At 64.6% G+C, this 19,025-nt stretch carries 22 protein-coding genes; 15 read left to right on the top strand and 7 right to left on the bottom strand.

The annotated features are described in order from the left end of the window. Positions 1 to 15 precede the first annotated feature (15 nt). The 6 genes from PK98_RS14520 (at position 16) to PK98_RS14495 (ending at position 5,105) form a co-directional block, all read left to right on the top strand. Entirely contained in the window at positions 16 to 2,175 is a 2,160-nt protein-coding gene (locus PK98_RS14520; protein WP_052208869.1) for a ParB/RepB/Spo0J family partition protein, read from the top strand. Positions 2,176 to 2,266: 91 nt separating this feature from the next. Then, complete coding sequence (locus PK98_RS14515; protein ID WP_039097786.1) at positions 2,267 to 3,205, top strand: ArdC family protein; 939 nt, start codon at positions 2,267 to 2,269, stop codon at positions 3,203 to 3,205. Continuing rightward, positions 3,174 to 3,545, top strand: a complete 372-nt coding sequence (locus tag PK98_RS14510) for a hypothetical protein (protein WP_152608717.1) — start codon at positions 3,174 to 3,176, stop codon at positions 3,543 to 3,545. Before PK98_RS14515 ends, PK98_RS14510 begins: the two co-directional genes overlap by 32 nt. 63 nt (positions 3,546 to 3,608) lie before the next feature. After that, positions 3,609 to 4,253: a hypothetical protein gene (locus tag PK98_RS14505; RefSeq protein ID WP_052208867.1), complete on the top strand. Its 645-nt coding sequence runs from the start codon at positions 3,609 to 3,611 to the stop codon at positions 4,251 to 4,253. Positions 4,254 to 4,267: 14 nt separating this feature from the next. Continuing rightward, on the top strand, positions 4,268 to 4,882 hold the full coding sequence (locus PK98_RS14500; RefSeq protein ID WP_039097784.1) for a DUF6927 domain-containing protein: 615 nt from the start codon (positions 4,268 to 4,270) through the stop codon (positions 4,880 to 4,882). Positions 4,883 to 4,904: 22 nt separating this feature from the next. Then, on the top strand, positions 4,905 to 5,105 hold the full coding sequence (locus PK98_RS14495; RefSeq protein WP_039097893.1) for a hypothetical protein: 201 nt from the start codon (positions 4,905 to 4,907) through the stop codon (positions 5,103 to 5,105). Between the two features lie 2 nt (positions 5,106 to 5,107). Here PK98_RS14495 and PK98_RS14490 read toward each other — a convergent pair whose 3' ends face one another. Beyond that, a complete protein-coding gene (locus tag PK98_RS14490) occupies positions 5,108 to 5,524 on the bottom strand; it encodes a hypothetical protein (protein ID WP_326998669.1) in 417 nt (138 codons plus the stop codon). Positions 5,525 to 5,676: 152 nt separating this feature from the next. Between PK98_RS14490 and PK98_RS14485 the strand changes: the two genes are divergently transcribed. Further along, on the top strand, positions 5,677 to 6,963 hold the full coding sequence (locus PK98_RS14485) for a hypothetical protein (protein ID WP_039097782.1): 1,287 nt from the start codon (positions 5,677 to 5,679) through the stop codon (positions 6,961 to 6,963). A 40-nt stretch (positions 6,964 to 7,003) separates the two neighbouring features. Here the strand turns inward: PK98_RS14485 and PK98_RS16810 are convergent, their stop codons facing one another. From PK98_RS16810 to PK98_RS17435, 6 genes are all read right to left on the bottom strand, one after another. Continuing rightward, the gene (locus tag PK98_RS16810; RefSeq protein WP_152608716.1) at positions 7,004 to 7,192 is read right to left on the bottom strand and encodes a hypothetical protein; all 189 of its coding nucleotides are present in this window, start codon (positions 7,190 to 7,192) and stop codon (positions 7,004 to 7,006) included. A 366-nt stretch (positions 7,193 to 7,558) separates the two neighbouring features. Further along, complete coding sequence (locus PK98_RS16450) at positions 7,559 to 7,981, bottom strand: GFA family protein (protein ID WP_081996297.1); 423 nt, start codon at positions 7,979 to 7,981, stop codon at positions 7,559 to 7,561. Positions 7,982 to 8,298: 317 nt separating this feature from the next. Next, positions 8,299 to 9,033 carry a DUF6683 family protein gene (locus PK98_RS14480; RefSeq protein ID WP_152608715.1) on the bottom strand — a complete coding sequence of 245 codons (735 nt, stop codon included), beginning with the start codon at positions 9,031 to 9,033 and terminating at the stop codon, positions 8,299 to 8,301. Positions 9,034 to 9,450: 417 nt separating this feature from the next. Continuing rightward, a complete protein-coding gene (locus tag PK98_RS14475) occupies positions 9,451 to 9,849 on the bottom strand; it encodes a VOC family protein (RefSeq protein ID WP_039097455.1) in 399 nt (132 codons plus the stop codon). A gap of 271 nt (positions 9,850 to 10,120) precedes the next feature. Beyond that, positions 10,121 to 10,708 carry a phytanoyl-CoA dioxygenase family protein gene (locus PK98_RS14470; RefSeq protein WP_235425544.1) on the bottom strand — a complete coding sequence of 196 codons (588 nt, stop codon included), beginning with the start codon at positions 10,706 to 10,708 and terminating at the stop codon, positions 10,121 to 10,123. 308 nt (positions 10,709 to 11,016) lie between these two features. Beyond that, positions 11,017 to 11,400 (bottom strand): hypothetical protein, encoded by a 384-nt coding sequence (locus tag PK98_RS17435; protein WP_235425543.1) that lies wholly within the window; start codon positions 11,398 to 11,400, stop codon positions 11,017 to 11,019. Between PK98_RS17435 and PK98_RS14460 the strand changes: the two genes are divergently transcribed. The 8 genes from PK98_RS14460 (at position 11,392) to PK98_RS14425 (ending at position 18,664) form a co-directional block, all read left to right on the top strand. Next, the gene (locus PK98_RS14460) at positions 11,392 to 12,036 is read left to right on the top strand and encodes a DUF7007 domain-containing protein (RefSeq protein ID WP_039097779.1); all 645 of its coding nucleotides are present in this window, start codon (positions 11,392 to 11,394) and stop codon (positions 12,034 to 12,036) included. The two genes, PK98_RS17435 and PK98_RS14460, sit on opposite strands and share 9 nt — an antisense overlap. Then, positions 12,033 to 13,034: a deazapurine DNA modification protein DpdA family protein gene (locus PK98_RS14455; RefSeq protein ID WP_039097778.1), complete on the top strand. Its 1,002-nt coding sequence runs from the start codon at positions 12,033 to 12,035 to the stop codon at positions 13,032 to 13,034. The genes PK98_RS14460 and PK98_RS14455 overlap by 4 nt, the downstream gene beginning before the upstream one ends. Before the next feature lie 22 nt (positions 13,035 to 13,056). Continuing rightward, on the top strand, positions 13,057 to 14,409 hold the full coding sequence (locus PK98_RS14450; protein ID WP_235425542.1) for a hypothetical protein: 1,353 nt from the start codon (positions 13,057 to 13,059) through the stop codon (positions 14,407 to 14,409). A 92-nt stretch (positions 14,410 to 14,501) separates the two neighbouring features. Next, positions 14,502 to 15,209: a hypothetical protein gene (locus PK98_RS16125; protein ID WP_052208859.1), complete on the top strand. Its 708-nt coding sequence runs from the start codon at positions 14,502 to 14,504 to the stop codon at positions 15,207 to 15,209. Beyond that, positions 15,157 to 17,007 (top strand): ATP-binding protein, encoded by a 1,851-nt coding sequence (locus tag PK98_RS14440; RefSeq protein ID WP_152608714.1) that lies wholly within the window; start codon positions 15,157 to 15,159, stop codon positions 17,005 to 17,007. Before PK98_RS16125 ends, PK98_RS14440 begins: the two co-directional genes overlap by 53 nt. Before the next feature lies 1 nt (position 17,008). Continuing rightward, positions 17,009 to 17,914 (top strand): adenine nucleotide alpha hydrolase family protein, encoded by a 906-nt coding sequence (locus tag PK98_RS14435; RefSeq protein WP_039097776.1) that lies wholly within the window; start codon positions 17,009 to 17,011, stop codon positions 17,912 to 17,914. Continuing rightward, a complete protein-coding gene (locus tag PK98_RS14430) occupies positions 17,911 to 18,285 on the top strand; it encodes a DUF3768 domain-containing protein (protein WP_039097775.1) in 375 nt (124 codons plus the stop codon). Before PK98_RS14435 ends, PK98_RS14430 begins: the two co-directional genes overlap by 4 nt. Positions 18,286 to 18,325: 40 nt before the next feature. Further along, the gene (locus PK98_RS14425) at positions 18,326 to 18,664 is read left to right on the top strand and encodes a hypothetical protein (RefSeq protein WP_039097774.1); all 339 of its coding nucleotides are present in this window, start codon (positions 18,326 to 18,328) and stop codon (positions 18,662 to 18,664) included. The last annotated feature ends 361 nt before the right edge of the window (positions 18,665 to 19,025 follow it).

Below are 19,025 nucleotides of genomic sequence, written 5' to 3'. Positions count from 1 at the left end.
AGATCAGGAGACGAAATGATGCTCATTCCCTTCAACAAGCTCGTGCTCAGCGACAGCAATGTCCGCAAGACCCATAACAGCGACGCCGACGAGCAGCTGTCGCTCGACATCGAGGCCCATGGCCTGCTGCAGAACCTTGTGGTCACCAAGGCCAAGAAGCGCGGGTTCTACGCGGTGATCGCCGGTGGGCGGCGCCTGCGCGGGATCGGCATGATCGTCGATCGCGGTGCATGGGAGCCGACGGTCGAGATCGAATGCAAGCTGCTGGAAGGCAGCGAAGAGAGCGCTTCCGAGGTTTCGCTGGCCGAGAACTTCCAGCGTCTCGCAATGACGCCGGCGGAAGAGTGCCGCGCGTTCCAGCACTTCATCAAGGAAGGTGACGATACCGCCGCCGTCGCCAAGCGGTTCGGGCAGACCCAGCGGTTCGTGGATGGGCGCCTGCGGCTTGCCGCGCTGGCCGAGCCGATCTTCGATGCGCTGGCGAGCGGCAAGATCACGCTCGAGCTCGCCAAGGCCTATGCCAGCACCGATCAGCACGACGTGCAGCTGCGCGTGTTCGAGCAGCTGCGCCACAGCTACTCGCAGACCCCCGACAACATCCGCCGGACCATCGCCGGCCAGGCTGTCGCCGGCACCGATCCGCTAGCGCTGCTGATCGGCGAGGGTGCCTACACCGCCGCCGGTGGCCGGATCGAGCGCGACCTGTTCAGCGACGTGGCCGCCGATTCCTGGCTCGATGTCGAGATCGTCCAGCGGCTCGTGGGCGAGAAGATGGAAGCTGAAGCCGCCCGGCTGATGGCGGACCTCGGCATCGGCTGTGTCTGGCCGGTGGCAAGCACCTACAGCTACAACGTCAAGACCGAGCTGAAGCTCAACGCCGTGCGGTTGCCGCCCGCGCCGATCAGCGAGGAAGCGGCGTTGCGGATCGATCAGATCCATGAGCGCATGGAGGTCCTGGTCGAACTGATCGATGACGAGACGGCTGAGGACAGCGAGGCGCGCGACGCCGAGGTGCTCGCCGCCGAGAAGGAGTACGAAGGGCTCGAGACCGAACTCAGCGAGCTGAGCAACCCGGTGCGCGTGCTGCCGGAGGAGTGGAAGGGAGAGGTCGGCCGCTTCCTGATCTTGTCCAAGCAGGGCGAGATGGTGCTGGAGCCGGACTACTACAGCGAGAAGGTGCTGCGGCTCGAGACCGACGACAGCGGGGCGATCACCGGCGGCTCATTCTCCGAACCGGCTCCGCGCGGCGGCGACAAGACGCCGGAATCGGCCGAGGCGGCGGCGCCCGACGGCAAGAAGATCAGCCAGTCGCTGTTCGATCAGCTGGCGGTTCAGCGGCGCAACATCCTGGCGGCCTCGCTGCTGGGCGATCCGGGCTTGGCGCTCGACTTCGCGATCTTCAGCCTCGCGGCCAGCGAGTATGCGTCCGACAAGGGCACGTCGATCAGCGCCGGGCGGCCGCAGGATCCGGCGCGCGGCGACATTCCGCAAGGGACGGCCGAGACCATGCTAGCCGAGGCCCGCGATGCGCTCGATGCCAGCTGGCGCGAACCCAAGTCGGTGGTCGACCGGTTCATCGCCTTCCGCGCGCTCGACGATGACGCCAAAGCCGCATGGCTCGCCTATACCGTGGCGACTTCGCTCGAAGCCAAGAAGGGCTACGGCAGCGCCTACCATCCGGTTCACGCACTGCTGGGCACGCTGCTCGAGATCGATGTGCCGGCGTTGTGGCGGCCGACGTCGGAGAACTTCTTCGACCGGATCAGCAAGACGCAGTGCCTCGCGGCGCTGACCGACGTGGGCGGCGCCGAACTGGCCGCCCGCTATGCCGCCTCCAAGAAGCCCGACCTGTCCGCGGCCTGCAGCAAGCTGTTCGCCGGCGAGAGCATCGTCGAGCCGGAGGTGCGCGACCGCGCGGTCGAATGGGTGCCGCCGGCGATGCGGTTCGATCTCGCCGCTCCGGAGGTGCCGGCGGACGTGGACGATGCCGATGATGCCGACGGCGAGGAGGGCGGGGCGACCGATGATCTCGGTGCCGACGCGCTCGACGGACCGCACGATGATGACGCCATCGATGGCCATGACGGTAACGGTGGTGCCGACAACGACGACGATGACGGTGCCGGCGTCGCCAATGACCAGATCGCCGACGAGGAAGCGGCGATGATGGGCTGAAAGGCCCCAAGCTCCTCCTGATGAACCTTGGCCCGGGGCGGTGACGCTCCGGGCCTTCTTTCGTGCATCCCGCCACCCAAGGAGACGCGCCATGCGCAATGGCCCGAAGCGCGACGTCGCGCAGGAAATCACCGACCTGATCCTGTCCAAGATCGAGCAGGGCGTGTTGCCCTGGCGCCGCCCTTGGATGACCACTGGCGCAGGCGGTGCACCGCTGCGCGCCGGCGGCCAGCGCTACACCGGCATCAACGCGCTGTACCTGTGGGCGGTTGCCGACGGCATGGGCTATGGCTCGCGCTACTGGATGACCTATCGGCAGGCGCAGGAGCTGGGTGGTCAGGTCCGACGCGGCGAGGCCGCGCACCCGAGCATCTATTTTAACACCACCAGCAAGACCGAGACGGACGCCCGCACCGGCGAGGAATCGACCCGGCACATCCGCTTCATGCGCTCATACTGGGTCTTCAACGCAACCCAGATCGACAACCTGCCGGTACATTTCTATCCGAATCCGCTCCCGGAGGCATCGCCGAGCCCATCGGAGCGGCAGGCACAGATCGACGCCTTCTTCGCACCGATCCCGATCGAGGTGCGACACGGCGGCAACCGCGCGTTCTACTCACCTGCCGGGGACTACGTGCAGATGCCGCTGCTGCGTTCATTCGTGTCGAGCGATCATCACGCCGCCACATTGGCCCATGAACTTGGGCACGCCACCGGAGCAGCCGACCGCCTGCATCGCGAGTTCGGGAAGCGGTTCGGCGACAAGGCCTATTCGGCAGAAGAGCTCGTCGCCGAACTGACGGCCGCGCGCGTCTGCTACGAACTCGGCCTGCCGGCGGAACTACACGACAGTCACGCCAGCTATGTCGAGCACTTCGTTTCGCTGATGAAGGCCGACAAGACGGCGATCATCACCGCTGCCGCCAAGGCCGAGCAGGCCTTTAACTTCCTGGCACAATTTTCCGGTTACGGCCTGGATCAGGAGGAGGCGGGTCATGTTACTAGCGCACTTCCGGCTCACGCTTAGCGCGCCGGCGCGCAGCCTCCTGCGGCTGTTGCAGATCAGTGAATATGGCTGGCAGCTGACGCAGGCCAAACCAGACAGTTTGCGCGTTCCGGACGAGCTCGCCGCGGCGCTGCACAGCGTTGCCCCCGGCGTCGATGCGGCCAGAGCCTATGCCGACCTGTTCGGGGCCGAGCCGCCGCGATGGCACTTCGAGCCTGCGGGAGGGACGGAAGCCACCATTGAGACAGTGCCGGGCGGCGCCGATCCGCTGATCCTGCTGCGCGCGATCGCGATCGCCGCGCCCGAGGCATTCGCTGGCGACATGGCCTATGTGGCGGTGGAGCCGGTCACGTTGAACTGAGACCGCGGCGCCAGCAAAGAGGAGGGGGAGGGGAACGATCGGACCTGATGATGGAGCCGATCGATGAGCAACCCCGATATCGACTACCGCTACCGCCGGGCACTCGCCCCTGATGCCTTGGTGACGTTCGACACCTGCCTGCAGGCGGTGACCGACGCTGTGGCTGATAGCCGGCTTGCCGGTCTGGACCCAGGCGAGGATCCGGCGGTGCAGCTGCTCAGCCGCCGACTGTCGCGCCTGACCTGCGGGACGGTAGCGGCCGACCACCCCGAAGATGCACCCTTGCGCGAGCGGTGCCTGGAGCGCCTCGCCGAGCTGAAGCACAAACCGGCGATCGTCAGCCTGGTGCTGCGTGGCTGCGACAACCGGCCGGACGAACTGCGCCACTACCAGCGTGAAGGCCAGCGGGCGCTGCGGCAGATCGCCACCGCCGTCGGGCTAAGCCGCAACGACTATCAGGTGAACTACCTCACCTCCTCCACCAGGTTCGCCGGCGAACACACGCTGCAAAGCGAGGGCATCTACCTGCGCCTGTCGCCGCAGCGGCTTGGTGAGCCTGGCCTAGCCTGGCGCCGCCCTGATTGGGCGCAGCCGGGCAACACGCTGAAGAAGGCGCACATCACCGCGCTGCGCGACATCCCCGCCTTCGCCGAGCGCTTGATGCGCGACCTGCAACTGCCCGCTCCCGGGCAAGGCAACCTCCTCTAGAAAGGACCAACACAATGGGATGGCTCTCCATGCCTTCCAGTTCGATGGGCGGACACAAGACACCGAAGGCCTACCTGGATACCCAGCTCACCTATGAGCCGCGCCAGGCCGACGATCAGGAGATCAATGGCCTGCGGGTTCTCAAGAGTGTCTGGTCGGGCAAGACCTATTACGCCGCTGTGGAAAGCTACACCGGGGCCGGCGAGGTGCTCGAAGTGACCGCGATTGTCTGCCTGGTGCGGTGGAATCCCAACGCGGCCGACGGCTTCATTTTCGGGTATAAGGATATGTCGGAAAGCATGGGACCATGCGAGGCCGAGTGTCCGGCCAGCGTGCTGGCCTTGCTGTCATCGAGCGACAATCCATACAAGCTCAACTGGCGCAACCGCTGCTACCGCAATCTGCGGCTCGCCGGACGCAAGCTGGATGATGGCGCGATGATCCGCTTTGCCGATCCGATCGAGTTCACCGACGGCTCAAAAATTAGCGAGTTCCGGGTGCGGAAGGAAGGGCGCAGGATGGTGCTGACATCGCTGAACGGCTATGGTCGCTACCGCGTGGGCAATCTGATGAAGCTCGCCTTCGAGATCGTGCCCGAGCGCAAACCGCCGAAGACGTTCTTCGGCTGAGATGATGGGAAGGACCGAAGCCATGGACACCGAGCCCCTGTCACCCCTCCGCCGGCGCCTGTGTGGCCGCGATAATGCCGACCGAGTTGCCGAGCGGATGTGCGAAGACGGCTTCGGCCCGCAGGCCGTGGTCAGGACGCGGTGTGAGCTGCAGCCCTACCGCGTCATGCCCAGCGACGAGACCACCGACGAGGACGTCGAACTTGAAGTGGTGATGCTCTAGCCTCAGTCCTCGGTGATGATCCCGGGCAGCTTGGGATCGAACCACCAGGACGGGCCCTCCTGGAAGTCGGCCGAGGCCGACACCAGCAGGGCATCCGGCGCCGCTGCGACATAGGGGTTTACCAGCGGCAGCGGCTGACGGCCGTGCTTGCGGATCTCCTCGCCTTCGATCTGGCCGCGCGCCTTCAGGATCCCGGCGAGCCACTCAAGATCCTCCAGCATCTGCACGATGCCGCGACCGGCGAGGCAGTAATACAGGCAGCGCTGGAAATCGTCGCAGTTGTTCGACAACACGGTGGCGAGCTTCGCCTTGTTCTTGGGGCCACCGACCTCGAGCACCGCCTCCAACGCTTCGAGCAGCTCGCACGTCGAGTAGAACGCGTCGCAGGTTTCCACCCCGATCGAGGCGTTGGCGATCATCCGACGGGTCGGGCTTATGGCAGGGTCGAGGGCTGCATCACGTAGCGTTACGTCGAGATCGAACTGGCCAATGGCAACTGACTGAACCATGGTATGCTCCTTTGATGGCGTGAACGTAACGTGAACATCGCGGAGGCGTCAAGGCATTCATCATGTGGCTGGTGACACGGGACACGAATGGTTTGGGCAAGCGCTTCGCCCTGCCGCCAGCGCTGCGCGCAGCGCTCGTCCGCTGGTATACCGGCAGCGGCTCGCAGGACGATCATGCAGCGTCGGTGTCGATGGTCGTGACCGCGCGCGAGAACCACAAGTGGATCGCCTGCGACTGCCTGGGCGACGAGGCACGGCCACCGATCATGAGCCCGGCTTACCTGAGCTTCCAGGAAACGTACTACCTGCGCCGGCTCACCAGCAGGCCGCCACACAAGCGCAGCTGCCCGTTCTATTTACCGCCGGCGCCCGACCGCATCCGCGAGCGCGCTGACGACACGCTGTTCGAGATCGAGTTCCCGAAGGGTCTGTTCAACGCCCACAAGGAAGCGCCGGAGAAGCTGGCGCAGGCCCCCCTCGATAGCGAGCCCGACGATCGTAGCCGCGGCGTCGACATCCCTCGCCTCGCCCGTCTGCTGTGGATGCTGCTGGAGGCCGCGCGCACCAACGTCATCCAGGGGCTGCCATCGGAAGGCCGGCCCGAGTTCTCGATCCGCGACGAGATGCGCAAGGTCTGGAAGGCCGCGCAGCGGTTCGAGATCGCGCCTGGCATCTGCCTTGCCGATCACCTCTACACCAAGGCGACCGACTACGAGAGCCTGCGGGTCCATGCCCGCCTGCGCGAGGCCGCGAAGAAGTGGCCGGTCGGGTTTGCGCCGCAGGCCTTCATGCTGCTTGAGGCCAACGCCATCACCGGCACCGATATCGAGACCGGCCTCGGCACGGTTACGGTGCGCAACCGCATCCAGCATACCGGCATCGTCCGCGCTCAGGTCGAGCCGCCGTTCCTTGCGCTGGTCGTCGTCGGTGAGCACAGCAAGCGCGAGGGCTACTTGCCGCTACGCGCCTATGCGCAGCCCGTGTTCAAGGGCAATCAGTTCATCCCGTCGGACCGCGCCGACGATCGACAGCTGCTCGAACGCCTGACCCGGTTCCAGTACCGGATGCGCGCCAAGGGCGTGCAGGTCGCGATCAAGAAGCCGCTGTTCGACATCTTCCATCCGTCAGGGAATGTGAGGCCCGACCTGGTGGTGGCCTATATGGATTGGCGCACCGGCGAGGAGGCCGATTTTGCAGTGCAGGTATTGCGCGAAACGACCAGTCATTACCTCGAACGCAAGCTGATCGAGCGGGAGCGCATCATCGAGATCCGCCCCGCTCTGACCATAACGCTAGATGACATCGCCACTGACGCGATCCTCGACAAGCTCGAGGCCATGATCGACTGACTATACGGGAGCGCGTCGCCGAATAGCCGAGCCCGCCCGGTCAGCCGCTGGGCAGTTCCTCACCGGGATGGATCAGCTGCGCATCGCCACTGATCGGGCCACCAGCCACAGCACGCGGGTTGGGTGAGGGACGAGAGGACACGCGAGGCGCACTGCTCCCTTTGTCCTCATAGAAGTATTTATAGCCAGCGTAACCGGCGGCCGCGAGCGCGGCGAGCTTGATAAGCATGTGTTTACCTTTCCCGCCACTAACGAGAGGCCGGGCGAAAGGCTCCGGTCCTGGTCTCTCTCGCAAAAGGCGACGATCGGCTGAACCCGCCGGTCCCTGTAGGGGACATCGCAGAATCTGTGCGTAAACGTACGCTAAGCCACATCGTTTGCGGAGCGACCGAAGCAACGGCAGTTCACGCACCGTAGCGGCCCCGGACACAGATTCACGGTAAGCCTTTCGCCACGACCTCAAGCAGCACCCCGCGTATGGAACGACCGCTTTCAGGTCGCGTCAGAAGCCGACTTTATGGCGAAGTTTGGGTGGCAAGCTGCCGGTCCGCTTTCGGCCTGGTACGTCCAAAAGCTGTAGTTTGTCAGCAAAGTGCTACTCAGCAGGTATAAACCGGAGCGTACCTGCTAGCCGGGTCAGCCCGCCGTTATCATTCGGATGCTCTACACCGTCTTCGACAGGTACAACCAAGAAGTCGAATGGGCTGATCCCCTCCAAGCATGCGACGTTCACCCCAAACTGGTTTTGATTAGAGCGACGTTGATGATGCGTGTAGATACCACAGCGTGAGCAAAAGAAGTGGTTCGCTGCGCCGGTGTTAAACTGATAGCGGGTCAGAACCTCTTCACCTTGTACAATCCTCACCCCACCCATTTCCGCGGAGACGGCCACGGCTCCTCGCATTCTGCAATATGAGCAGGTGCACCGGCGGATGGTGTTGAAGCCGTCGGTCAATGTCGCTTCGAAGCGCACCGCTCCGCAATGGCACTTGCCGACACAAACATCCCGATCATTCATACCGACCTCTTTAGCAGAGCTGGCGTCAACCTACGTTCGCTTTCAGGGTAGCCGCAACAGCGATGTCTCGACGTACTCGGAGGCTCCCCGATCGACAGTGCCTGCCTGGAAGGGAGCAAAGTGGCAATTCAGCTTTCGGGCGAGTTTCACTTGCCCCAGCGTGACTGGAGGTGGGTGGGGAGCGGAAGGGCTGCTTCCGGGTCGCTGCTGCCGGAGAGCGGCCATTCCTGTCGCGGCCGGAAGTCGTCCTTGGCTTGCACCTCGCAGCCCATTGCGAGGCTGCGCGCGTTTTTTCCTCCGGAGGAAGGCTACGCTGTCTATCGGCTGGTGAACCCGCGAGGGGTCAGCTGCATGGCATCCAGATTGACGCCTGATGCCAAGGCGCCCTGCCTGATGGCCGCTTGCAGCTGCGACATGAGCCCGGGCTGTTGCTCGGCCATGTCGACTAGGCCATCGATCATGGATGCCTGGATCCACAGGGCCTCAGCCATTTGCTGCTTCTGCGCATCCGTAGATTGAGCAATCTGCGAGGTGCTGGCGAGCGCGTGATGAGCTTGCTCCTGAACAGCCTGCATTTCACTTTGGCTGAAAGCACGGTTGAAACCTCGTGTTCCTTCCCATGCGGTCATCCACCAGAAGGCATAGGCGTCGCCCAGGTCAGCCACCGAATAGCCATAGGGTGCAAGTGCGGAACCGACCTGTCCGATCACGTCGGTAGAGGCGAAAAGCTCTTCCATCTGCGTCGCGCTCTCGGGATTGTCGGCTCGTGTTCTGGCAACAAACTCCGCAAGATTGGCACGGCGCCGCTCGATAGACGGAGCGTAGGTCAGGTCGACAGCCGCCGTCGCCGAGCCCGCTGGATCGGAGGCGAGGGTCGCGGCGTCGCCTGTGTCGCCGTTGCTGCCTGCTCCCGGACATCGTGCGCCAGGACACGGATTCAGCACGACCGGTTGCATGATGGCGGCCGTGTCGAACCACATCTGTGCCTGTACTGGCAGCGCAACGGCGCTGGCCGCGGCGAAAGCAAGCATTGATAGCAATCGGCGCTGCATCGCACTTCCTTACTCTTCAAGTAGCGGGGGTTCTTGTCAGCTTCGTTTACCTTAAACAGCTGGGAACCCTGCGTAAACCTGAGCTTGACCAATGCAGCTCTCTGCGCCCCCTTAGTAGAACGCTACCGGGCCGCAATGGCCTCGTCGTCCACCGCCTCAATCAGAGCGTCAGAAAGCGGCAGTAAGGCTGTGATGAACGTATGGCGGGAGTGAGGAGCCAAAAGGGGCACTCTAATTGTCCGCAATGGGGCGCTAGCCGCCTGGCAGGTTCTGTCCAGCCCGAGGGCAAAGCCGCTCTTCTGCTATTGAGCGGGTTTCGCTAGGATTGGGATGGCTGGAAGTGGGTGGGAGGCGGACATTCGCGCGATCGCATGATACGGGTCCGCTAGACTCAGAAGCGGACTCATGTCGGACAGATCAGGCCGGAAAATGGATTCCGCATAGTTTGTTGCCGTCAGGGTCGCGAAAATAGGCAAGTTCAACCGTCCCCAGCGATGCCGTATTGCGCGGGCCGGGCGGGGCTTCGATCGAGGTGCCACCGTTGGCAACCGCGGTATCATGAAGCTGCTTCACCTGTTCAGGCGAGTTGCACGAAAAGGCGACGGTGCTGCCGTTGGCGACGCTTGCCGGCTCGTCGTTGATCGGCTGGCTGACGATGAAGTTGGTTCCGTTGCCATTATTATAGATCAGCCGCGTATGACCGCTGTCGGCGATGTTCCGCGCCCCCTCGCCTGCCCCCAAAGTGGCGAGCACCGTGTCGTAGAAGCGCTTCGACCGTTCAATGTCGTTCGATCCGACCATGGTGTGAAAAAGCATGCGAGCTCTCCTTGAGGCTGATCGACTTCCGATCGCCACTGGCCTTCTCACCTAACCGGCCCATAGGCCGCGGTCACCCCCGGGTGATCGAAATGTCGGCAATGGGGCGCTAGCTGTCTGGCAGCTATTGGCCCAAGCCCTGGTAAAGCGGACACTACGTTAGACGCCGGCTTGGCGTCCGCTTTCCGCTCCGTCGACCTAAAAGCAGCCGTTCCGCTTTCGCCCCAACTCAGTCATTTAGGCGATCCCGCATCGTGCCTGAAAGCAGCCGTCAGACCCCGAGCCACTCCAAGCCATTTGGAAGGTCTTCAGCCGCGAAGTCGAGTTGTAGAACGCGCCGGTGTGTAGGTGCCTCAGCCGCCTCCGACGCATGCAGGATTGGGGTCGCATAGAGCCACACGTCGCCTGCTTCAGCGATGCAAACCTCAGTTCCGCATCGTTTAACCACCTCCTCGATCTTATCGACAGGGATACGCCCGCATGTGTGAGAACCGGGTGCGATCAAGAGCGGAGCGTTTGTGGCCGGGACGTCGTCCAGATGAACCCGCAACGTGACCATACGGGTCAACAGATGGAAGGGCGGAGCGACGTGCTGCATGCCGGCCTTCATCGTCCATGGCCCGAAGCCGTGGACATCGACCTTCTTCTGAACGCAGATCGTGCGATCCTGATGCCACGCCAGCGACCAGTTTGTCTCGGCCGTCTTGTCGAACAGGATTGCTCGGACAGGACGACTTGCAGAGCCGAGCACGCCCGCTGCGATCAAGCCGATCGATCCGTCCGCTCTGAGGAAATGCCGCAATGCCTCCATGCCGCTGATGCGGATGCCTGCGTGCTCCCTCGGCAGGGAGCCGAACAAGGCGTGCAAGCTGCTCAAATCTTGAGAGACGGCGCTACGATACAGCTGCGCTCCGTGCCCGATAAATCGGAGCGCGGTGGTTCTATCCGGAATGTGCATGACCCAGCTAGGCCAACAAACGGCCGCTTTCTACTACCTGGCGCCGCAAAGCCGCCTGTCCGCTCTCCACCCTACCTCGCCATTGGAGCGGTCTCCGGTGCATCTCGAAAGCGGCCGTTGAACGCGGGCCGCGCCGCTGGACGGCGATGCGCGGACGCACACGGCTTAGCGTACGTTTACGCACAAAATCTGCGATGTCCCCCTGTAGATCAATCGGAGGTTTTGCCACCCTCGATCGCATGAAACCGCTCGCGAGCGCGATCAGCAGCCCGCTCCGATTGATCGGGCTTCATTCCGCGCAGCATCAACGCGGCGAACTCGCGTGCGGCCGCATCATCGCCGCTGCGCTTCAGTCGCTCGCAGATGTCCGCGATATCATCGCCGTCCAGCAATCCCGATCGGACCAGATGCTCGATGAGCGCGCGCTGCATTCGCTCAGCGAGGGGCGGAGGTGTCTCGTCCACTTGAATGACCTGTGATTGCTCTTGCTGGTACAAGCCGTGCCAGAAGCCGCTCGTTCCGCAAAGCCGCGACAGGGCGGCAAAGAGGAGGGGGAGGGAACGTGACGGAACAGGAGATCCGTCATGCAGCATTTCGCCAACACACCGCGCCCCGCTGAATCCATCTGGGGCCGCGTCCAGACCGCCACCGAGGTGATCCCCGGAGCGTGGTTCGTCACTACCGCCAGTCATGGCGGCATGATCCTCTCGGATGAGCGGCAGGCCGCAATGCCTGAAAAGCTTCGGCTCGACAGCCGCAGCTACGAGGAGGATTGCAACTGGGCCCTGCCGGTGCTCGCCTTCGAGCCCGAGTTCGCCGGGACCACGATGGGCACGCCGGATCAGCTGCAGCTCGCGCGCGATACGGTGCGCTGCTGGCATCCCGATCGCTACACGGCGTTCACCGGCGAGGCTGTGCCCGAGAACCAGTCCTATGTGCTGAAGGAGCGCGCCAAGTACCAGCAGGTGATCGGTCAGGTCATTGCCTGCTCGGCGTGGGGCGATTGGGCGCAGTGGGTGCCCGATGGCATGATCGGGTTCGTCGCGCGCGAAGTCACCGGGGTCGATCACCTGGGCCACGCTTCCTACGCGGAGGCCGAACAGTGGATGCTGGCCGACAAAGGCCGGTGGAACGCCATGGAAACGCCGCGCTTGGTGGAGGCGCTCGGCGCGACGATCGTCGACAAGCCGGCAAGCCCGTCGGCCCAAAAGGTCAGGAATGCGGCATGATCGAGATCATTCTCGGTCTGCCGCATCTGCGGCAAGGCCCGATCCTCGCGCGCGCTCTCGCGCTCGGTGCACCGTTGCTGGTGTCAGCCAATGCCCTGTCCCGCTGGCGCGGGCAGGGCGAACGCCGGCGATGGGCGGGATGGAACCTGGCGGACCTGCAGCGCCTGCCTGCCGGCACCGACCTGACGCTCGATAGCGGCGGCTTTACCAGCCACATGGTTTATGGCGGATTCCCTTGGACCATCGACGCCTATGTGGAGCTGGCGGCGAGCTTCCAGTTCCGCCACTTCGCCAGCTTCGACTATCCGGTCGAACAGGAGATCGCCGCCGACCGCACCGCGATCGACGAGCGGCTCTCGCGCACCATTGCCGCCAACCGCGAGACCCGGCGCCGTGCACGCGCTGCCGGCATCGAACATCGCTTCATGCCGGTGCTGCAGGGCCGCACCCCTGACGATTACGAGCGCTGTGCCGACGCACTGAGCTGGTCCATCGAGCCCGGGCGGACCATCGGTGTGGGCAGCATGTGCCGGCGCGAGATCCGCGGGCCTGAAGGCGTGATCTCGGTCGTGGAGCGGCTCGACCGCATCTTGCCCAAAGATGTGGTTCTACATTGCTTCGGGGTGAAAGGCCCGGCCCTGCCGTTTCTAAGCGATTTCGGTGACCGAGTGGCAAGTATCGATAGCCAAGCCTGGGGAATCCAGGCCCGCAGGGAGGCGCATCGGCAGCAGATCAGCAAGACCGACGTTCTGGCCGCAACCCATATGGTCAGCTGGTATCGCAAGCAGCGCCGCGCCGCCTGTCTGCGACCACGGCAGCTGAAGGCGGAGGCCGGCCATCCCCTCAGGCGGCCGATGCTGGACCCATGGGAACAGGCGATCGCCACGGCGCGAGATCAGCTGAACACGCTGATCGAAGAAGGCGCGCTCAGTCATGACGAGGTGGTCGAGCCATGGGTCCAGGCGTGGGCGGCCGAGCTCTACCGCGCTGCCGCCTGACATCACCTGAAAGGAGCCCAACATGCACGGCACCATGACGTCGGGCGCAATCGTGCTCGACCGCCTGGTCACATCGCAGCTCGCTGAAAGGTTCGACCCGGCAGACGCAGCTACGTGGATTGCACGAGGCCGATCACCCCCTCACGCCGAGGCTCTCGCAAAAGCGTGGCGCGACTTTCCCGATCTCGCGCCGACAGCACCTCTGGAGGACAGGATGGCGCGAACACGGGCACGCGTGGTCGCCATGCGCCCGGTCAACGACGCCATCGCAGCGGCGGCCGAGGGCGAACGTCAGCGCACCAACTTCGCGCATGTCGAAGGCAAGGACGTCAGCGGTTCGATCACCGACAGTGACCGCGCCATCCTCCGTGGCCGTGCTGACTACGGCTACGATTGGGAAACGGCGACCTGCTACAGCCAGGGCTGGTACGCTGCCCACGCAGGTTGGTCCTATGGGAAGCCGGGCTGTACACGTCAATTAGACGCGCACCGCGCCGCGTACGATCGCGGCTTTGCCGATGGCGGCGGAGATCCAGCGGATCTGTTCGATGCCGCACGCCGCAGCATGATCGCCGCCGATCGCACAGGCGAACAGACGAAGACCGGTGCGGCCGCACCGGCAGGTCGTCCCCTGCCAAGCAGCTGGCCACGGCCGACGGACGACGCGCGACCAGCGCGATGGCACCGGCGGTTGCTGATCCTTGCTGACGATCCCGCCTTCGAAGAGGGCTCTACCAGCACGATCCTAGATCAGGTGCTTGCTCGTCCAGAAGCCGAGCAGCTCAACATTGTACTGCTGACCGCCGGCGGCTTCACCACGCCGTCGAGCATCCCACGTCGCGAACCGCTTACGACCGAACGGTGCGACGAACTTGCGACCGATCCCGAGCAGACAGCGACACTCCGCCATCTGACCGCCGGTCTGACGATCGACGACATACTGGTGGCGGCACAGGGCGATGCCCTGGCCGTGATCGACGCCCATGCGTCTGCCTTGCCGCTCTGCCGGAGCATGGAGCGCACTCGCAACACCGTCCTGCAGCAACGCCAGCATCTCAAAACCTGGCTCGACCGCGCTGCCACCGGGACGGGCAATGTCGGCGCCGGGCATATCCGCTGGAGCAAACTTGCCCAGGGGCTCAGCGGCAAGCTCGGCGAGTTCACCGTCCGGTATGGCGGCAAGGCCGTGGAGGACCGGCGTCACATCATCGTCGTCGAGACAACCACCGGAACACCGGCAACCGGGTATGTGACGGCCGATGGCCGCCCGCTTGATCCGCGCGTCAGCTTTGGAAGCAAAACCCGGATGCGGCAGGAAATGGCGGCCGCGCTGCGCTCATTCGGCGGCGCTACCCAGCTGGCGCCAACACAGTGATCGAGCAGCCTGGTGCCGCTGCACGCTGGGGGAACGTGCGGCTGAAAGAAAAGGGGGAGGGCGGTGGACGCCTCTAGCTGAGGAGACGTGCCATGAAGATCGAGCTCAAGAACCTGAAGATCGCCAACCACCTGTCGGAAGAGACAACCGCTTACAGCGCCACGATCTATGTCGACGGCAAGGCCGCGTTCCACACCAGTAACGAGGGCCGAGGAGGATGCGACCGCATTCACCGGGTCAGCGGCTCTGACGGTCCGACCGTGGCCGAGATCAATAGCTGGCTCGCCGACAACGTGGCGCCGTCCGGCCCTTTTCAGGCCGACCCTGCTCAGCGGCAGCCTTGGGACACTGGCTCGCTGTGCGACCTGGAATTGCTGGTCAGCCGGATGATGGCGCTGGACGAGGCGGGCAAGGCGCTGAAGCGCCTCTTGCGCAAGCACGTCGTCACGCTCGGCAGCGACGACAAGGCATATCAGTACAAAGCTGAACCGACCGACGCGGCCATCGCCACAATCCGCAACGGCAAGCCCGACGAAACAGTGGTGAACGGCGCTGACGACAGCATCCGCGATCGGGCGATCCGGATCCTGGCACAGGAGCCTGACTACACCGAAGAGGTCTATGCCCGGCAACGCCGCGGGGATCTCACCAAGGCCGATGCGCAATGGCTGCTGGCGCAGGACCGGCGCGCATCGCGACCGTGCCCCGACCTGCAGCCGCACCTGGAGGGGATCATCGCAGCGGCAGATGTCCGGCTCGCCGAGTACCGGCACACTCGCGATACCGCCGCTCAGCGCTGAGGCCAAGCCGGTCACCGTCGACGCGGCGCTCTGCAGCGCTGGAACGGCCGAAAAGGGGAGGGGGAGGGTGGAGTCGAACGATCCTGTTCACGGAGATCTGTCGATGCTGCCTTCCTCCATCCGCCCAAGCGTTGCCGAGAACACCATCATCAAGGTGACCAGGCTGTTCAACGGCACCCTCACTGACGTCCTCAACGAACTGCTGCAGAACGCCCGGCGCGCAGGTGCCAGTTGCGTGGCGATCTCGCATCACACGGATGACGACATCGCGACGATCTGCGTCACCGATGACGGCAGCGGGGTAGAACAACCGGCCAATCTGCTGACGCTGGGATCGTCGGGGTGGGACGGCAGCACGATCGCGCGCGAGGATCCCGCCGGCATGGGCGTGTTCAGTCTGGCAGGCCGCGAGGTGACGATCACGTCGTGCCATGCAGCGCATGACAGCGCATGGCGGGTTACGATCCCTGCCGATGGGTGGACGGGCGAAACGGACCTCGTGCTGCACCCCGCAGAGCACCCGATCGGAACCAGCCTCCGCTTCTCGATCGAGCAGAGCCCAAGTCAGCCGAAGGCCGAGCAGGCCATCGCCGCTGTCGCCAGGTTCTTCCCGTTGCCTGTCATCGTGAACGGCATCGAGGCGAAGCGCGAGGGCTTTCTCGACAGCGCGCTGCACCGGACAAGCTGGCGCGGCACCACGATCGGTGTCCATGCCGGTAGCAACAGCTGGAAGGAGCCGAGCGTCAACTTCCATGGCCTCACCATCAACCACAAGCTGGTGACCGTCTCGGAGAGCCTGACTGCACGGCACTACCACGCGCGCGTCGATATCGGTGACACCGCCGGGCTGCAGCTGTTGTTGCCCGCGCGCAAGGAGTTCGTGGTCAACGAAGCCTATGCCGAGCTGCTGATCGCCTGCGAACGCGCCATCTACGAACACATAGCGCTGCAGCCGAGCCACCGCCTGTCGTTCGAAGATTGGCAGCGCGCTGCGGAACTGGGTGTGACGCTGCCTGAGGCCGATCCGGTGCTCAAGCGCTGGGCGCCTGCCACCTCGCACAGCGAGTACGGCAATCCGTCGCTATCGCGCCAGGGCGCTTCCGGCGAGGAAATCCCGGTTGATGCCGGCACGGTGATCGTGCTCGGCGACGACGCCTTTGTCGAACAGCCGTTCGACCGCGCGCTGGTGACGCATCCGATGGGACCGTACCTCGCAGCCGAGCACAGCAGCTATGCCGGCTTCGCCTGGTACGACGCGGTTGCCCGGCTGCAGGACGTCGAGTTCGTCGTGACGACCGTTGATGGCCAGATCCTGTCGGCGACCGAAATGGCGGCGGACCAGTTCAAGGCCGACCTGCGCGCACAGGCGATCGCCTGCCGTTGGAACATTGCCACGGCTGCGGGAGACGTGCTCCGGCAGGAAACCACCCCAACCGACATCGCCCTGTTCGTCGACGACGATTATTGGTGGGAAAACCTGGAGGCGCTGCGGATCGCGTGGACGGATACGCGTGCGCTGAAGCCGGAGGAGCTGGTGAACCTCCTGGAGTGCGTCTGCTTCTCTCCCAGCGACGACAGCGCCGCGGATTCCTGGGACACCCAGCACGAGGCGTTCCTGCGCGATGCGCGAAGCCGGGCCAACACCTTGCTGCTGAGCGCCGACGAGGCGATCGTGGCCAACATCCGCGACCTGATCTTCGCCAATCGCTGGCGCCTGCCACAGGGCCGGACGGTGACCATCGCCATCGGCCAGGAGGCCGTGGCGGTCGAACTCGGCGACCTCCCGGAGGCCGCGTGACATGCGTGCGCCCTCTGTCCTGTGCTACGGCGCCGGCGTCGATTCCACCGCAATGCTGGTCGAGCTGGTCGCCATCGGTCAGCCGCCCGATCTGGTCCTGACCGCCGACACCGGCGCCGAGAAGCCAGAGACCTACGCCTATCTCGCCATGATGCGCGAGTGGATGGCCGCACGCGGCATCCGGCATGAGGTGGTCCGCTACGTCACCAAGCGGTTCAAGCATTGGCCACCTTACGAGGATCTCGCCGGCTCGCTCCTCACCAATGGCTGCCTGCCCAGCATCAGCTTCGGCCGCCACAGCTGCAGCGCGAAATACAAGGCGGCGCCGCAGGAGGCGTTCGTCAAGGCGTGGGCGCCGGCGCAGGCGGCATGGGCCGCAGGGCAAAAGGTGGTGCGGTTCATCGGCTACGACGCCAGCACCCGCGACGGGCAGCGCTACGCGCACGCCGCGGGCATCGACGATCCGCTGTTCGATAACCAGTACCCGCTGCGGGTGTGGGGCTGGGACCGCGCAGCTTGCGAAGCGCGGATCGTCGCCGAAGGCCTGCCGGTGCCGGCGAAGTCGAGCTGCGTGTTCTGCCTGGCGATGAAGCCGGACGAATTGCGGCAGGTGCCGGCGCACTGGCTGCGCATCATCGTCCTGATCGAGGCGCGCGCCGCGCCGCGGCTGCGCACCGTCGAAGGCCTGTGGCGCCGTGGCACGAAGACCAGGCCGGGCCGCATGACCGACTTCATCCGCGAAGAGGGGCTGCTGCCCGCAGCCGAGGTCGACCGGATCATCGCCGCGGCGCCGACGGACCTGATCCGCTTCCAGGAGCGCGCCGCTGCGCTCCCCATCGAGACCCGGCCGACGCTGGAAAGCTGGCTCGATCGGTTCCACGCCCAGCACATGACGGAGGCCGCATGACCCGCCAGCTGCCCACGCTCCCCGCCGATACCGTCACCGAGCGGATCGCCCGACTGAACGATCGTGCCCGCATAGGCTTCGATCGCCAGGCCAAGATCGTCATGACGAGAAGCCTTCTGTCCACGCTGTCTCCGGCCAACGATCCGCGACAGAACGTCATGGCGCAGGCGCGCATCATGCGCGCGCTGCGCGAATGCACCTTCACCCCCAGCTCACCCGAGCGGGACATGGCCTGGTTCGAGATCGACGGTCACAAGCTGATGCTCAAGATCGATTGCTACGACGAGAGCATGGACTTCGCTTCGCCCGATCCGGCCAACGCCTCGGTCACCGTGCGCGTCGTCACCGTCATGCTGGTGAGCGATTACTGAGCGAATTGCACACCGCCCCAGTCTCGAGGAAGATGCCGCCATGAGCCGCCACACTGTACCGATCAAGGCCGGGATCGATGCCTGCGAAGCGTTCGTAGGCTGGGATCGGCCATTGCAGACCTACTTTGTCCAAGTCTTCCGCAGCAGCACCGAAGACGATGGCGAAGAGGAGGAGATCCTCTGGGAAGGCGCCGACCCAGGCCAGCTCAAGACGCCCGACGAGGCACTGCGCCTCCTGGCGCCCTGGTGCGACATCCCCGAAGGGCTGAGCGCCACGCTGCAGATCGATCGTATGAAGACACTCGCGAACCGCGACGGACCTGCTCAGGCACAAGCCAAGGCCTTCCTCGAGCAGCTGAAGCGACGACGCTCCGAGTAGACCGGTATAGCCGTATACACGGCCTGCCTGCCGGACGAGCATAGAGAAAACACGTTGAAGCTTACGCGCTCGCCCGAAGGGGCGGCGCGGATGCGCGCAGTTCGCGCGCGCCGGGCCGAAGGGCCCGGGAGGAGAGGGGGATGGAGGAGGATGATCCGGACAATGGGTTCGGACGCATCAGGAGCCTTCCACCATGAACATCGGCAACCTCAAGCTCGACCCGCAGACCAGCGCCCCCGTCGGCCGCATCGCCACCATGAACTTCAGCGCCGTGATCGCGCTGCAGGAGGTCCGCTCCAACAACAGCAAAGCACCGGCCTTCGACGTCCTGGCGCTGTCGAGCGATCGCCGCACCTGGCTG

The organism is Croceibacterium mercuriale (assembly GCF_000802385.1).
Taxonomy (GTDB): domain Bacteria; phylum Pseudomonadota; class Alphaproteobacteria; order Sphingomonadales; family Sphingomonadaceae; genus Croceibacterium; species Croceibacterium mercuriale.
Note: the sequence above shows the minus strand (reverse complement) of the source record. Positions and strands in the feature narration are given on the sequence as shown.